Annotated in this window: 9 protein-coding genes and 1 pseudogene; 7 read left to right on the forward strand and 3 right to left on the reverse strand. The window is 71.1% G+C overall.

Annotated elements, in window-relative coordinates:
• The 6 genes from ACFWJ4_RS37965 to ACFWJ4_RS37990 all read left to right on the forward strand — a co-directional run.
• On the forward strand, positions 1-3,992 hold a 3,992-nt coding region (locus ACFWJ4_RS37965; RefSeq protein ID WP_380553003.1), incomplete at its 5' end, for an SDR family NAD(P)-dependent oxidoreductase.
• A gap of 47 nt (positions 3,993-4,039) precedes the next feature.
• Positions 4,040-4,891, forward strand: a complete 852-nt coding sequence (locus ACFWJ4_RS37970) for a 3-hydroxyacyl-CoA dehydrogenase family protein (protein ID WP_380553006.1) — start codon at positions 4,040-4,042, stop codon at positions 4,889-4,891.
• A gap of 29 nt (positions 4,892-4,920) precedes the next feature.
• Complete coding sequence (locus ACFWJ4_RS37975) at positions 4,921-5,172, forward strand: acyl carrier protein (RefSeq protein ID WP_380553009.1); 252 nt, start codon at positions 4,921-4,923, stop codon at positions 5,170-5,172.
• A gap of 93 nt (positions 5,173-5,265) precedes the next feature.
• Entirely contained in the window at positions 5,266-6,471 is a 1,206-nt protein-coding gene (locus tag ACFWJ4_RS37980; RefSeq protein WP_380553012.1) for a hypothetical protein, read from the forward strand.
• Positions 6,472-6,473: 2 nt separating this feature from the next.
• Complete coding sequence (locus tag ACFWJ4_RS37985; protein ID WP_380553015.1) at positions 6,474-9,155, forward strand: condensation domain-containing protein; 2,682 nt, start codon at positions 6,474-6,476, stop codon at positions 9,153-9,155.
• Between the two features lie 195 nt (positions 9,156-9,350).
• Entirely contained in the window at positions 9,351-9,884 is a 534-nt protein-coding gene (locus ACFWJ4_RS37990; RefSeq protein WP_380553018.1) for a hypothetical protein, read from the forward strand.
• Positions 9,885-9,958: 74 nt separating this feature from the next.
• Here the strand turns inward: ACFWJ4_RS37990 and ACFWJ4_RS37995 are convergent, their stop codons facing one another.
• Positions 9,959-11,518 carry an alpha/beta hydrolase gene (locus ACFWJ4_RS37995; RefSeq protein WP_380553021.1) on the reverse strand — a complete coding sequence of 520 codons (1,560 nt, stop codon included), beginning with the start codon at positions 11,516-11,518 and terminating at the stop codon, positions 9,959-9,961.
• Positions 11,519-11,852: 334 nt separating this feature from the next.
• Entirely contained in the window at positions 11,853-13,019 is a 1,167-nt protein-coding gene (locus tag ACFWJ4_RS38000; protein WP_380553024.1) for a ricin-type beta-trefoil lectin domain protein, read from the reverse strand.
• Between the two features lie 629 nt (positions 13,020-13,648).
• Between ACFWJ4_RS38000 and ACFWJ4_RS38005 the strand changes: the two genes are divergently transcribed.
• Complete coding sequence (locus tag ACFWJ4_RS38005) at positions 13,649-14,089, forward strand: hypothetical protein (protein ID WP_380553027.1); 441 nt, start codon at positions 13,649-13,651, stop codon at positions 14,087-14,089.
• A gap of 244 nt (positions 14,090-14,333) precedes the next feature.
• Here the strand turns inward: ACFWJ4_RS38005 and ACFWJ4_RS38010 are convergent.
• Positions 14,334-15,082, reverse strand: a pseudogene (locus ACFWJ4_RS38010) (hypothetical protein); the annotation flags it as partial.

The following is a 15,082-nucleotide window of genomic DNA, read 5'->3' on the forward strand; positions in this document are numbered from 1 at the left end:
CCCACCTGCGCCGCGAACAGCCCAACCTCGCCGACGCCGCCCACACCCTGGCCACCGGCCGCCGCACCTTCCCCCACCGCCGCACCGTCACCGGCTCTTCCGCCGAAGCCGTCGCGGCCGCTCTGGAGGCACGGGACCCGGCCAACGTCGTCACCGGTCACGTCGCGGGCGGCGCCACACCGCTGGTGTTCGTCTTCAGCGGCCAGGGCTCCCAGCACTCCGGCATGGCCCGTGACCTGTACGAGCAGGAAGCCGTCTTCCGCGCCTGCGTCGACGAGTGCGCCGAGCTGCTCAGGCCGCAGCTCGACCAGGACATCCGCGAGGTGATCTTCACCGAGGACAGCCGACTCGACCAGACTCAGTGGGCCCAACCCGCCCTCTTCGTCGTCGAGTACGCCCTCACCCGGCTCTGGCAGTCCTGGGGCATCACCCCCACCGCCATGCTCGGCCACAGCCTCGGCGAGTGGGTCGCCGCCTGCGTCGCGGGCGTCTTCACCCTCCCCGACGCCCTCCACCTCGTCGCCCTGCGCGGCCGCCTCATGCAGGCCCAGGCCCCCGGCGCCATGCTCAACGTCATGGCCGACCGCACCACCGTCGAAGCCGCCCTGCCCCACAACCTCTCCCTCGCCGCCCACAACGGCCCCCGCGACTGCGTCGTCTCCGGCCCCCACGACGCCATCCAGGCCTTCACCACCCTCGCCGAAGAACACGGCTGGGCCACCCAGCCCGTCGCCACCTCCCACGCCTTCCACTCCCCCCTGATGGAGCCGATGGTCGGAGAGTTCGTCGCCGCCGTCGCCGCCGTCGACCGCCGTGCTCCGCAGGTGCCGTTCGTCTCCAACCTCACCGGCACGTGGATCACCGACAGCCAGGCGGTGGACCCGGGTTACTGGGGCAACCACGTCCGCGCCTGCGTCGAGTACTCCGCCGGCGTCCGGACCGCCACCACCGAGCCGCACGTCACCCTGCTCGAAGTCGGCCCCGGCCAGACGTTCAGCAGCCTCGCCCGGCGCATCCTCACCAGTGCGGGCATCGAGGCCACGGCTCTCGCCTCGCTCCCCCACAAGCGCGACCGCCGTACCGCCACCGAGATCATCCAGCGCACCCTCGGCAGCCTCTGGCTCACCGGCGCCCGGCCCAACTGGGCCGCCTACTTCGCCCAGCAGCAGCGCCGCCGCATCCCCCTTCCCACCTACCCCTTCCAGCGCAAGCGCTACTGGCTCGAACCCCAGATCCCGCAGGCGGCGGTCCAGCGCACGCCCGGCCCGCACCCGTTGCTGGACCAGGTCCTGCTCCGGTCGACGGGCCAGTCCGTCTTCCTCACCGAGTTCTCGCTGGAGCTGCACTGGGTACTCTCCGAACACAAGCTGCTCGGAGAGGCGATCGTCCCCGGAACCACTTACCTGGAGATGGCCCGCGCCGCCGCCTCCCTGCACTTCGGCCGGCCGGTCACCGAGCTCTGCGACGTCACCTTCCTCGTCCCGCTGCTGGTGCAGGAAGGGGCCCCACGTACCGCACACACGACCGTCCGGGAAATCGACGACCTGCGGGCCGAGTTCACCGTCGCCAGTCACGACCCGGCGAGCGACCACTGGACGGTGCACGTCCAGGGCGTGGTGAGTGTCGAGCCGCACACCGCACCCGCGCCGCTGCAGGATCCGGCAGCTCTGCGTGAGCTCTGCTCACTGGAGAGCGTGGACATCGCCCGGCGGCAGACCGAGCACAAGGTGATGGAGTTCGGCGATCGCTGGCGGAGCAGCCTCCCGACCGTGCACCTCGGCATCCGGGCCGCCCTCGGCATACTCGACCTGCCCGAGCAGTACCGGGCCGAGTGCCAGGACCACCTCCTGCACCCGACCCTGCTCGATCAGGCCACCGGCTTCAGTGGCTTCGCCGTCCTGGAGACTCCCGATGACCGTCGACTCGCCCTCGGCGAAAGGGACTTCTTCCTCCCGGTCGGCTACGACTCGCTGCTCCTGCACGGCCCGCTGCCCGCTCGCGGCCTGAGCTTCGTCCAACCGCATCCGGGCTATGTGAACAACGCCGAGTTCCGCAAGGTCGACGTGGTGATCTGCGACGAGTCGGGGGCCACCGCTGCCGAGATCCGCGGCTTCACCGTGAAGCGCGTCGCCGACGCCAAGCGCACAGTCGCCCAGCTGCGCCCGCACACCCGTCATCACACCCTCCGATGGGTCCCGGCACCGGCACCCGAGGAGCGCCGGGCCCCGCCCACCCGGGTCCTGGTGATCGGCGAGCAGGGCAGCATCGGCGCCGAGCTGAGTGCCGCACTGCGTGCGCGCGGCGTCGGCGTCGCCGAGGCGGTACTCGCAGACCGGTGGCAGCAGACCGTTCCGGACCGGTACGAAGTGCCGCCCACCCCGGAGGGTTTCGGTCGACTGCTGGACGCACTCGGTGCGGAGCTCCCGGACGAGGTCGTGCACGTCGCGGCCCCTGCCGACGACGGCGTCCAGCAGGATCTGTCGCTCCTGGAGGCCAGGCTCGGCCACGGCGTCCACAGCCTGTTCCACTTGGCCCGCAGCCTCTCCGAGCGCGGCGTGGCCCCGGCCGGGTTCAGCGTGGTCGCCCCCTCGGTGGCACGGGTGACCGGCACCGAGCCGGAGACGGCCCCGGTCCACGCGACGCTCTTCGGCCTGGCGAAAGTGATCGGACAGGAGTACAGGGACACCGAGGTGTTCTGCCTCGACATCGCCGGCGACACCGGCGCCGAGGCCGTCTGTGCCGAACTGCTCGGAGCCCGGACACCCGCCACCGTCGCGCTGCGCGACGGGCACCGGTACGTCGCGGAGCTCGCACCGGTGCACCTGCGGGAGCATCCGAGGTCCGCGCCGGTCCGCCCGGACGGGGTGTACCTCATCACCGGCGGTCTGGGCGGACTCGGACTCGCGGTGGCCCGCCATCTGAGCCGCTCGGGGCCGGGTGCGCGGCTGGCCCTGGTCAACCGCACCGAACTGCCGCCGCGCGAGCGGTGGGACGAGGTCACCGACGCCAAGCTGCGCGGGCAGATCGAGGCACTGCGTGAACTGGAACGGAACGGCGCCGAAGTTCGCAGCTACTGCGGTGACGTCACGGACCTGACGGTCATGGAGGGAGTCGTCGCGAAGATCCGCGCCGATCTCGGCGCGATCGGCTGCGTCGTCCACGCGGCCGGTGTCGCCGGGGACGGCTTCCTCTTCCGCAAGGACGCGGAGACCTTCCGTCGTACTCTGAACCCCAAGGTGCTCGGCGCCACCGTGCTGGACCTCGTCACCCAGGACGATCCGCCGGATTGCATGGTCAACTTCGGTTCCACGGTGGCGATCTTCGGCGCGGCCGGGCAAGGCGACTACACTGCCGCCAACAGCTACTTGGACCAGTTCGCCGAGCAGCGCTCCGCGCGCGGCCGGTGGACGGTGACGGTCGACTGGAGCGACTGGCTGGAAACCGGCATGGCCTTCGACCACGGAGTCCAGCAGGACCAGGGCTTCTTCCGGTCGGTGTCGGTCGAGGACGGTCTCAGCAGCTTCGAGGAGATCCTCGCCTCGGCCTGCACCACGGTGATCGTCGGCGAGGTCAACTACCGCAAGCTGGGCGGGTCCAGCGAGCTCGCGGAGCTGCTGCGTCGCGCGCCGCTGGTACTGGCCGTCCCGATCCAGCAGGCCATCGCCGCGGCCCGCAGCAGTGCCGGCGAATCCGCCGCGCCGCCGGACGGCACGCCGTCCGACGGCGAGCCGAAGCTCTTCGGCAAGGAGAGCGGCGAGTTCAGCGACACCGAGCGCGCGCTCGCCCGGATCTGGGCCCGCGAGCTCGATCTCACCGAGCTCAACGTGCATGACACCTCGTTCGCGCTCGGGGTGGACTCGCTGGCCGCACTCCGGATCGCCCAGAGCATCCAGAAGATCATGGACATCCGGGTCTCCATGGTCGACCTGTTCCGCTATGTCACGATCGCGGATCTCGCCGACCACCTGGACACCAGGGACGCCCAGGCCTGACCAGGCACCCCCACTCCCCCCTTCTATCCCGCAAAGGTGGTATCCCCGTGAGCATCCGAACCGTAGGCGTGATCGGCGCCGGCACGATCGGCCGCGGCGTCGCCCAGTCCTTCGCGGAGTCCGGGTTCGAGGTGATCCTCGTGGACATCTCACTGGCTCAGCTCGACAGCGCGGTGGCCCAGATCGGCCGTGACCTGCTGGTCCAGCCGATGCTGCTCGGCAAGCCGCTGAAGGAGGACGCCAAGACCGTCCTCGCCCGGATCACCACCCGCACCGAGCTCACCTCGCTGGCCGACGCCGACTTCGTGGTCGAGAACGTCACCGAGGACTGGGACATCAAGCGCACGGTGTACGAGCAGATCGACACCATCTGCCGTCCCGGAGTGATCTTCGGCGTGAACACCTCGGCCGTGCCGATCACCCGGGTGGGCTCGGTCACCGGGCGACCGGCCGAGATCCTCGGGCTGCACTTCATGAACCCCGTCCCGATGATGGACACCGTCGAGGTTGTCAGCGGCCACTTCACCAGCGAGGAGACGCTGAACACCGCGCTCGGGCTGCTGTCGGACATGGGCAAGGAGGGCATCGTCGTCCAGGACGCCCCCGGCTTCATCACCAACCGGGTCCTCATGGTGACCATCAACGAGGCCATCTTCTGCGTCCAGGACCAGATCGCCTCGGCCGAGGACGTCGACAAGATGTTCCGCGGCTGCTTCGGCCACAAGATGGGGCCCCTGGAGACCGGCGACCTGATCGGCCTCGACACGATCCTGAACTCGATCACGGTCATGTACGAGAGCTACAAGGACAGTAAGTACCGCCCTGCCCCCCTGCTCCAGAAGATGGTCGACGCACGACTCCTGGGCCGCAAGACCGGCCAGGGCTTCTACACCTACTGATCCTCGAACTACCCAAGGAGAAACCTGATATGACGAACAACGACGTGCGCGCCCGGGTCCGCGAGTTCCTCGCCCCGCACCTGGCCGGCCAGCCGCTCGCCGACAACGACGACTTCTTCGCCCTCGGCTACGTCAACTCCCTCTTCGCGATGCAGCTCGCGCTCTTCGTGGAGAAGGAATTCGCCCTGGCCCTCGGCCCGGCGGACATGGACTTCGACAACTTCCGCACGGTCGACGGTCTCGTCCGCCTGGTCACGTCGCGGACGGCTACGGCGGCCTAGGGGCACGCCCTGGTCCCACCTGCGCGCGCGGCGGCCACGTCGCCGCGCGCCGGCCCGTCCGACCGTTCTCCCATCGGCGAGGAAAGAACCACGATGACGCACCCCAACGAGGTCCTCACCCGGATCGACCTTCGCAGCCCGATCCCCGGAGCGCTGGCCGCCGAGATCGAGCGCCGACTCTTCTTCGTGTCGCCCGAGATCACCGGCTTCGTGGTGCCCGTGGAGGGCGACGAGGTGCGCTCCGTGACACTCCGCTCCGGGCAACCGCTCCCGCACGACGCCCTGACCGAGAAGGTCAACTCCATGGTGGACAACGACGTCCGGAGGCAGTGGGTGACGCCGGCCAAGGCCGTCTGGACGTCGCCGCACCAGCGCACCCCGCACCAGGACGTCTTCGAACTCCTCTCCGAGACCGGCGCGGTGACGGAGGTCGGTGAGGGTCAGGTCGCCGTCGGCGAGCCGCTGCTCTCCCTCTTCACCTACTTCGACCGGGCCGTCTGTGACCTGCTGGCCGAGGACCACGAAGTCCGGGAGTACCGTTACCCGACTCTGATCAGAACGAAGGCGCTGGAGACGGCGGGCTACTTCAAGGCCTTCCCGCAGCACCTGATGTTCGTCACCAGGCTGCGCAACGACCTGGACGTCTACCGCGCCTTCCAGGAGCGGCAGGCCGTCACCGGCATCGACTCCGCGGTGCTGGACTCCTGCGGCAACGTCGACTACTGCCTGCCGCCCACGATGTGCTACCACACCTTCAACCAGTACAGCGACCGCACACTGGAGGCGGGCCGGCTCCACGTGGTCACCTCGCGCGGCAAGTCGTTCCGCTTCGAGGCGGCATACGCCACCAGCCTGGAGCGGCTCTGGGACTTCACCATCCGGGAGATGGTCTTCATGGGCTCCCGGGAAGACGTGCTGAACTCCCGTGAGCGCTTCATGCGGAAGGTCTTCGTCTTCGTCGAGGAGCTCGGCCTGAGCGGCTTCTGCGAGGTGGGCAACGATCCGTTCTTCTGCGGCGCGGACACCTCCGAGCGGATCTGGTCCCAGCGGCTGATGGAGCTCAAGTACGAGCTGCGGCTCCACGTCGCGCCCGGGAAGACGATCGCCGTCGGCTCCTTCAACTTCCACGACGACCTCTTCGGCAAGGCTTTCGGCATCGACCACGGTGCGAACGGCCCGACCCGGAGCGGCTGCGTCGGATTCGGCCTGGAACGGCTCGTCTACGCCTTCCTCTGCCAGTACGGCCTCGACACCGCGGCGTGGCCCGCCCGGGTCCGCACCGCCGTCAGCGGGAGCTGACCATGAGCGAGAAGAAGGGCCGCGCCCCGCGAGGCCAACGGGAGGAGATCCTCTGCGCGGTGTTCGCCCAGGTGCTCGGGCTCGACCGGGTCACCATCGACGACTCCTTCTTCGAGTTGGGCGGCCACTCCCTGCTGGCCACCCGGCTCGCCGGTCGCATCCGGGCCGCCCTGGACGTGGAGGTCCCGGTCCGGACGATCTTCGAGGCCCCGACCGTCGCCCAGCTCACCGAGCACCTGGAGCAGGGCTCCGGCAGCCGACGCCCGCCACTGCGCCCCCGGGGCCGTCCGGCGGAGATCCCGCTCTCGCAGACCCAGCGGCGCCTCTGGTTCCTGAACCGCCTGCACGGCGCGGCCGGACACTACAACATGCCGATGGCCTACCGGCTGCGCGGCGACCTCGACCTGTCCGCCCTGCGACTCGCCCTCGACGACCTGGTCACCCGGCACGAGAGTCTGCGCACCGCTTACCCCGACTGGGACGGCCGACCCCAGCAGGTCGTCCTGGACCCGGACGAGGCTCCGGTCGAGCTGCCGGTCGACGGCGTCACCGAGGCAGGCCTGTCCGAAGCGCTGAGCGCTGCGGCCGGTCACGCCTTCGACCTCACCGCCGAGACGGCACTACGGGCCCAGCTGTTCCGGCTCTCGGCGGACGAACACGTCCTGCTCCTGACCATCCATCACATCGCCTGCGACGGATGGTCACTGCTCCCCCTGAACCGCGATCTGGCACTCGCATACGCCGCGCGCCGCCTCGGGCAGGAGCCGGCCCGGCCCGAACTACCGGTCCAGTACGTCGACTACACGCTCTGGCAGGACGATCTCCTGGGCACCCCGGAGGACCCCAACAGCCTGGTCAATCGCCAGCTCTCCTTCTGGGAGGGCGAGTTGGCGGGAATGCCCGACCGCCTACGGATCGATGTGGCGGCCCCGCGTCCGGACACCCCCTCGCACCGGGGCGGTCGGGTCCCCTTCCACGTCACGCGGGCGACCCACCGGGCACTGCACCAGCTGGCGCGGGAGACCGGCACCAGCGTCTTCATGGTCGTGCAGGCCGCCCTTGCGACCCTGCTCACCAGGCGCGGAGCCGGCACCGACATCGCCATCGGCATCCCCACCGCCGGGCGCACCGACGAGGGCCTCGACGACCTGATCGGATTCTTCGTCAATACGCTGGTGCTGCGCACCAGGACCGACAGCGACCCGACCTTCCGGGAGCTGCTGTTCCGGGTGCGCAGCACGGACCTGGCGGCCTTCGCTCACCAGGAGGTGCCATTCGACCACGTGGTCCAGACCATCAACCCGCCGCGCTCCCCCGCGTGGCACCCGCTCATCCAGGTGATGCTCGCATTCCAGAACAACGCGAGCGCCGAACTCCACCTTTCCGGCCTGGAGGTCCGGACCGAGCCGGTGACGGAGGGGATCACCCGCTTCGACCTCCGCTTCGAGCTGTTCGAGGGCTTCACCGAACAGCGGAGACCGGACGGCGTCGACGGCAGCCTCACCTACGCCCTCGACCTGTTCGTCCCCGCGGAGGCCGAGCGGCTGGCCCGGGAGTTCACCGAGCTGCTCGACGCCGTGGCCGCCGCTCCGGGTCTGCGGCTGAGCGAACTCGGCGGGGCAGCCGTCCATGAGCTGACCAGCAGCCCGTCCGCCGGGCCGGAGCCCGCCGCTGCGGACGGCACCCGGATCGCCTTCGTCTGCTCCCCCTACGGCCAGCAGTGGGTCGGCATGGGGCGGACTCTGTTCCGCACCGAACCCGCCTTCCGCTCGGCCCTGGAGGAGTGCGACAGCGAGCTGGCCCGGCACACCGGCTGGTCCCTCGTCCACGAGCTCTTCCTCGACGAACCCGAAGCCAGGACGAACGACGTCGGCGTCATGCAACCCATCGTCTTCGCCGTCCAAGTGGGCATCGCCCGCTGGCTGGAAGAGGCGGGCGTCCGGCCGGCCGCTGTCACGGGTCACAGCGTCGGCGAGATCGCCGCCGGCGTCATCGCAGGCATCCTCGACCTGCCGGACGCGGTCCGGCTCGTCCACCACTACAGCGATCAACAACGCCGCGTGGCCGGCCCTCACAGCGGCATGGCCGTGGTGGAGCTCTCGGCCGTCGACCTCTCGAAGCACCTGCGAGGGCTTGAGGGGAGCGTGTCCGTCGCCGCGCGGAACGGCCCGCGGACCACCGTGCTGGCCGGTGACCGGTCCGAGTTGGAGGCCATCGTCGCCCAGCTCCAGGCCGCGGACGTGCTGTGCGCGATGGTCCGAGTCGACCTGCCGGCCCATAGCCCGGCGATCGATCCGATCCTGGCGGACCTCGAACGGGCCATAGGTGAGCTCACCCCCAGGCCCGGCCGGATCCCGATGATCTCCTCGGTCACGGGGCAGGCGCTCGACTGGCGGCAGGCCACCGCGGGCTACTTCGCCCAGAACCTGCGGCAGCCCGTCCTGCTGGCCGACTCCACCGCCGAGCTGCTGACGGGCCATGACGTACTGGTCGAGGTCAGCGCCCACCCGGTGCTCGCCCCGGCACTGTGGCAGAGCGTCGAGGAGTCCGGTACCGCCGCGACCGTCCTGACCACCATGCGCCGCGGCCAGGACGACCGGACGGGCCTCATCGAGGTACTCGACGCCCTCGAACAGCTCGGCCTGAAGGTGGACTCCCCGGGCCGGCGGACTCGGTCGGCGTAGATCCGATGAGCCGCGCCCACTCCGCACCCCTCAAGAAGGACGAAGCCATCGCCCGCTACGTCGCCCATGAGGTGAGCGCCGTTCCGGAGCCGGCCCGGCGTTGGTCGTAGGCGTCCCATCCGGGGCCGGCGCATCGCGCTTGTGCCGGGTGCGGTGCCCCGGCCATGATGTGCCCTCGCGAACAAAGGAACGAACGTGAACGTCCAGGTGGAGTACGACGCAGCACCTGAGGAGCTCGCCGCCGCGGTGAGAGCAAACTTCCCCGCACCGGCAGTGCGCTGGGCGGTCGCCGGCGCCTGGTTGCTGCTCTCACTGCTCTGCCTCGCAGCGGACGGTGTCCTCTTCGCGATCGCCGCGCTCATCGCCTGCCTGATCCAGGTCCAGAACATCACAGTGGTCGCCAAGAAGCTCGCTTCTCGTGCCGCCCAGCGCCAGGCGGGTCCCACATCGGTCGCGTTGACCGATCAGGAGGCCGTCATCCGTACGGCGTCCGGGGAGTTGAGGTTCCCGTGGACGTCGGTCACCCGAGCCACGGACACTCCCCTGGCCTGGTCGATCCTGGTGAAGAGGCCGAGCGGAGCGCCCGTGGCCGCGACCATCCTCAAGACGGCCTTCACCGACGCTCAGGCCGCGGACGTCACGGCCGCGCTCACGCGGCTGACCAGGACCAAGGTCAAGGTACGCGGGTCGAATGCCCTCGGCGTCGTCTCCGGAGCCCCGGCCCGGTAGCGGCCGGGGCGGGCAGCACCAGCCCACGCGGAGCCGGCCGGGCGGACCCTGCCGGGTCCGCCCGCTGGTTCTTCCTACGGGCGGGGTGACGGGCAGTCGGCGTCGTGGGCGGGGAGGACGCCGTCGAGGAGGTAGCGGTCGACGGCGGCATCCACGCAGGTGTCGCGGGGGGCGAACAGGCCCGCGTAGACGGTGTGGCGGAAGGCACCGCGCAGGGTCACGAGCCGGGAGCCGGTGAGGGCCCGGTGGGCGGAGAGCTGGCCGGGGTAGGTGGCGGCCGGGTCGCCGTCGGCGCCGACCAGCAGGACCGGGACGGCGTTGCGCACCCGGGTGGGCGGTTCCGCAGGCTCGGCGGGCCAGAAGGTGCAGGGGGTGAGGTTGCGGGTGAGCGGGCCGAACAGCGGCTCGTCGGCGCGGTGGGCCTGGATGTCGCGGTAGTAGGCGAGCGGGTCGCGCGAGGCGACGCGGTCCGCGCACATGATCGCGGTCTGCGCGGCGGCGTAGCCTCCGGTGTCGGGGGACGCCAGGCCGGTCAGCACCGCCTCCAGCAGCGCGGTCGGCGGGGCCGGCCGGCCCTCGGCGGCGTCGAGCAGGACGCGTGCCAGGGCGGAGAACTCCTCGTAGGCAGCGTCGTCGTCGGCGGCCGACACCGTCCACAGCACCTGCGGCAGCGCCCGGGCGTCGACCCGGTGGGTGCCGACCGCCAGCGGGGCGCGTTCGGCGGCCAGGCGCACCCGCTCGACCGAGGCCAGTACCTCGGCGGTGGTCGCGCCCAGGTGGTGGCGGTCGTCGTGGCCGGCCGCCCAGGCGGCCCAGGCGGTGAGCGCGGCCCCCATCGCGGGGCCCTGGGTGGCGGTCAGGTCGGGACCGAAGCGGTCCGGGTCCATGGCTGCGTCGAGCACCGCCCGCCCCACCCGGTCGGGGAACAGTTGGAGGTAGACCTCGCCGAGGTAGCTCCCGTAGGACGAGCCGAGGTAGGCGATCGTCGGCTCGCCGAGGACGGCGCGCACCAGGTCCAGGTCCCGGGCGGTGTTGCGGGTGGAGGCGTGCGGCAGCAGGGCGCGGTACGGAGCGCAGCGGGCCGCGAGGTCCTTGGCGAGCTCGGCGGCCCGGTCGAAGCCCAGCCGGTCGGGGCCGGCCGCGCCGGGGCCGGCCGTCGGCCAGCCGCAGTCGAGGGGGGTGCTGGCGCCGACGAAGCGCGGGTCCATGCCGACGATGTCGTAGCGGGCGCCGAGGGCGGGGGCGGCCTGCCGCAGGGCGAGGGCGAGCCCGCGGGCGGGGACGCCGGGGCCGCCGGGGTTGTAGAACAGGGTGCCCAGCCGGTGGGCGGGGTCGGTGGCGGGCAGCCGGGAGAGGGCGATGCTGAGCGTCCGTCCGTCGGGACGGCGGTAGTCGAGGGGGACGGTGACCTCGGTGCAGCGGGCGCCGGCGGCATCCAGGTCGGCGCCGGCGGTGTCGTCCGGGCCGCTCGCGCAGGGGTGCCAGAGCGGCTGCCGGCCGCGCAGCGCGGCGAGCGGGTCGGCGGTGGCGGCCGGCGCAGTGGCGCCGAGTGCCGGTGCCGGTGCGGCCGACGCGGTGAGGAGGGTCATGACCAGAGCCGCCACAGCGGCGGCCGTCCTGGCGGCGCGGATCACGGTGTCTCTCCTGGGGTGCCTCGGCGGGCCGTCGGGGCGACCGTAGGCGCCCGCGACGGCCGGGCGCGTCCACCGCCGGTACCGGCCTCCCCCGCCGAAGTGCCCCTCCGGATCTGCTACTTCAGGACCACCCGCGGCCGCGGATACGATCGCGGTCACCGGCACCGCCCACGATCCCGACTGGAAGGCCGTCTTCGACCGCCATGCACCCTCGCCGCCGACGGCGGGGCGACGGCGCGTTCCACGAGCCGCTGACGGCTGAGTCGGCCGAAACCGGAAGGTGGCCGTGGCATCCGGCCACGGCCACCCCATCACTCTTGATCCGGAGCTACGGTCAGGCCTGTACGGCGATGAGCTGGAACTTCTCGTTCGGGTCGCTGTTGCAGTCCCACAGGACGATCGGGGTGTTGTTGTTCCAGACCGGGCCGGCGCCGAAGACGTTGAGGCAGCGGTTGCTGGCGGGGTTGCGCAGCTGGCCGTCGGCGGTCCACTCGAACTTCTCGTTGCCGGAGGAGGCGCTGCAGTCGAAGAGGATGATCGAGTTGCCGTTGTTCCACGGCCCGGCACCGGCGACGTTCAGGCAGCGTCCGCTGGCGGGGTTGCGCAGCAGCCCGTCCGGGGTGAGCTGGAACTGCTCGTTGTTGGCGCCGAGGGTGCAGTCCCAGGCGATGATCTCGGTGCTGTTCGGCCAGGTCGGCCCGGCGCCCTTGAGGTTGAGGCAGCGTCCGCTGGCGGGGTTGAGGATCTCGTACGACCGGCTCGTCCGGGCCGACACCCACGCGGCGAGGTCGTCGACGCGGGTGGCGTAGGCGCCGGTGCGGGTCTCGGTGGCGGGGGTGTCGAGGCAGCCGCCGCGCCAGGAGCGGGAGGCGACGGCGACCAGCTCGGCCTTGCCGTTGACCTCGCGGACCACCGGGGCGCCGGTGTCGCCCTTGCAGACCGCCGCGCCGCCCGTACCCGTGATGCCTACGCCGGTCGGGTTCACGGTGTCGAGGCTGAACGAGCCGGTGTGGGCCTTGTCCGGGACCCACTCGGACTTGGTGCGCCCGAACCCGGTCACCGTCAGCGACTGTCCGGCGACCGGCGCCGAGGTGCCGACCGTCAGCGGTGTGACACCCTGGACGGGCGTGGCCAGGCGGGCCATCACCAGGTCGCGGCCCTGACCCGGCACCAGCTCGACGACCTGGGTCGACTTCGCGCCGACCGTGGCGGTGGTCTTCCACTTCGGCGCGCCGGCCTCCAGCGCCTGCGGCTGCGCCGGGTCGTCGGAGAAGCAGGACGCGGCGCTGATCACCCAGAATTGGTCGATCAGCGCGCCGGTGCAGCCGCGCAGGCTGTCACCGATCACCAGGCGCGCGGTGGTGGCGGAGGCGCCGGCCGCGGCCGCGTCGCCGACCACGGCGCCAGCCGGGGTCGTGCCGAGGGTGGACAGTGCACCGGCGGCGAGAACGGCGGTCAGCACACCCGCCCGTCGGGAACGAGACGGGGACTTGCGGGACATGGGACTTCCTGTCGTGGATCCACCGGAGCTGCGGGAGAGGTCGGACGCACGTCGACGCGTCCCCGCGAGGAAGCGCGCCTGCAGTGGAGCCTTCGTGGACCCTTCCGGTGGCGCGGAGTCGGCGGTCGGGACGGCGTCGGCCGAGGCGGTGAGGGCGGCCCCCGGGCCGGTGACGGTGAGGGCCCTGCCCCCTGCGACGGGCCGGCGATGTTTCTCTGTGCGCATTTCCTTTTCCTGGGTAAGTTTGTATCAAAGACGGCGCAAACTAGGACAGTCCGTGGGTGATCGATATGAATTGACTTGATATCGACGTCGGTTCGACCTCGACTCGGTTTGCCGAGCCCTCCATTTTCTGAGTGACAGTCATGTACGGCGGCGCAGACTCTACATGACGTCATGAAGGTTCTGTAGGTCGCACATGAGTCGCGCACCAGCAGATGGGTGATACCTGATCCGATCGACAATTGGGGGTCGAAGCGGTGAAAAACGAAATACCGAAGGCAAACCACAAGGGATATGTGCTTTGCCGCCCCGCGACGATTCTCGCGACACTCACCGACCTCGGCGAGCTCATCGCGTGGTGAGAAATCCGCTTGCCTGGGGCGCACGGGCTGCGCGGATACTGCGGCATGAGCAGAATCGCGCAGGTGATCGTGCTGGCGTTGTACGCGGACGAGGCCATGGAGCCGTTGACGCGGGAGGACTCGCCGCGCTGGCGCTTCAAGCCGCTCGATCTGTTCGCCGGCGGGTGGGTGATCGAGTTCTACGGGCTGCGCCACCGGAGCGGGCTGCTCCGGCAACTGGAGTCCCTGGCATGGCCGCACCCGGAGAGCGTGCAGGTGCTGATCCACGACGAGGAGGACGACTGCTACGGGCTGTGGATGATGCGGGACGGCGCCCTGACCGAGGTACCGCTCCCCGGTCACCGGCGGTACTACGATCCCGTGTCTCGCGACCCCTCCCGAACCGACCCGCCCTCACCGGGCTACCTGTGGCGGCCGGAGACGGCGACGGGAGCCTTCCGGGAAGGTGCCCGCACCTCGCCCCTGGATCCGCGCCCCGCCTGGTGAAGCCCATCGGGCCGACCGCGCCCCCGTCCACCGGGACGGGGGCACCAGCGGGCCCGGGCCCCGGTCGTGCCGCACCGTGGGGGGTCGCCCGCTGGACGGCGGGCGGCGGACGCCTGGGGCCGGTGCGCGCCCTCGGCGGGCTACGGCACCGGCTCCAACGGTCCTGGCGGCACGTATCAGGCGGTCGCCCGGACGGCGGCGCGGTGGTCGCGGGCCGGTGGAGGCGAACCCGGGGTTGCTCGGCCTACCAGTACTCGATGCGGTCGCAGCGCATGTCGTACTTGTCGTGCGCGTCGTGCTTGTGGTGCTTGATCCTGGTGGGATCGGTGGCGGTGTGGGGGGTGGTGTCGCCGCCCCCGGTGACAACCGCGACGTTGGTGACCTTGTCGTCGGCCCCGCAGGAGACGTCGACCTGCAGCGTGATGGGCGGGTAGCTGCTCCCGGCGGGAAGGACGTCGCTACGGGTGCAGGTGAGCGTGTCCTGGTCACAGGTCCAGCCCGCACCGCTGATGCTGTCGGCCGTGAGCCCCGCGGGGAGGGTGTCCTGCATGGTGACCGTGGTGCCGTCGGTCGGGGCGGCCCCGGCGGCGTTGCCCACGGTGATGGTGTAGGTCCCGTCCCGCCCCTGGGTGAAGTGCCCGGTGTGGGTCTTGGTGACGGTCAAGGACGGGAGCGTGTAGGAGATGATCACCTGGCCGTTGTGGTTCGCCGTCCCGACCGTCGACAGCGCATAGCTCGTGCCGGTACCCGTGGGAGTGGCGAAGCTGCTGCCCCCGCCACCACCGCCACCACCCGCCGAGGTGCCCGCGCCGTTGACGGAGCCGCTGCCGCCGCCCCCGCCGCCGAAGTACCCGCCCCCACCGCCGCCACCAGTGGCGATGCGACTGGCGGCGCAGCCGCCGTCGAAAGTGCCCCCGGTGCCGCCGGTACCGACCGCGGCACCGGAGAACCCGCTCCCCGGAGCGCCGCTCATGGCCGCACAGGGTGGAGCGG

The sequence above is a fragment of the Kitasatospora sp. NPDC127067 genome (genome assembly GCF_042724755.1).
Taxonomy (GTDB): domain Bacteria; phylum Actinomycetota; class Actinomycetes; order Streptomycetales; family Streptomycetaceae; genus Kitasatospora; species Kitasatospora lactacystinica.

Bases quoted from the DNA above. Each gene is read 5' to 3' on its own strand.
- ACFWJ4_RS37975 (WP_380553009.1), top strand. From the start codon at position 4,921: ATGACGAACAACGACGTGCGCGCCCGGGTCCGCGAGTTCCTCGCCCCG.
- ACFWJ4_RS37980 (WP_380553012.1), top strand. From the start codon at position 5,266: ATGACGCACCCCAACGAGGTCCTCACCCGGATCGACCTTCGCAGCCCG.
- ACFWJ4_RS37985 (WP_380553015.1), top strand. From the start codon at position 6,474: ATGAGCGAGAAGAAGGGCCGCGCCCCGCGAGGCCAACGGGAGGAGATC.
- ACFWJ4_RS38000 (WP_380553024.1), bottom strand. From the start codon at position 13,019: ATGTCCCGCAAGTCCCCGTCTCGTTCCCGACGGGCGGGTGTGCTGACC.
- ACFWJ4_RS38005 (WP_380553027.1), top strand. From the start codon at position 13,649: ATGAGCAGAATCGCGCAGGTGATCGTGCTGGCGTTGTACGCGGACGAG.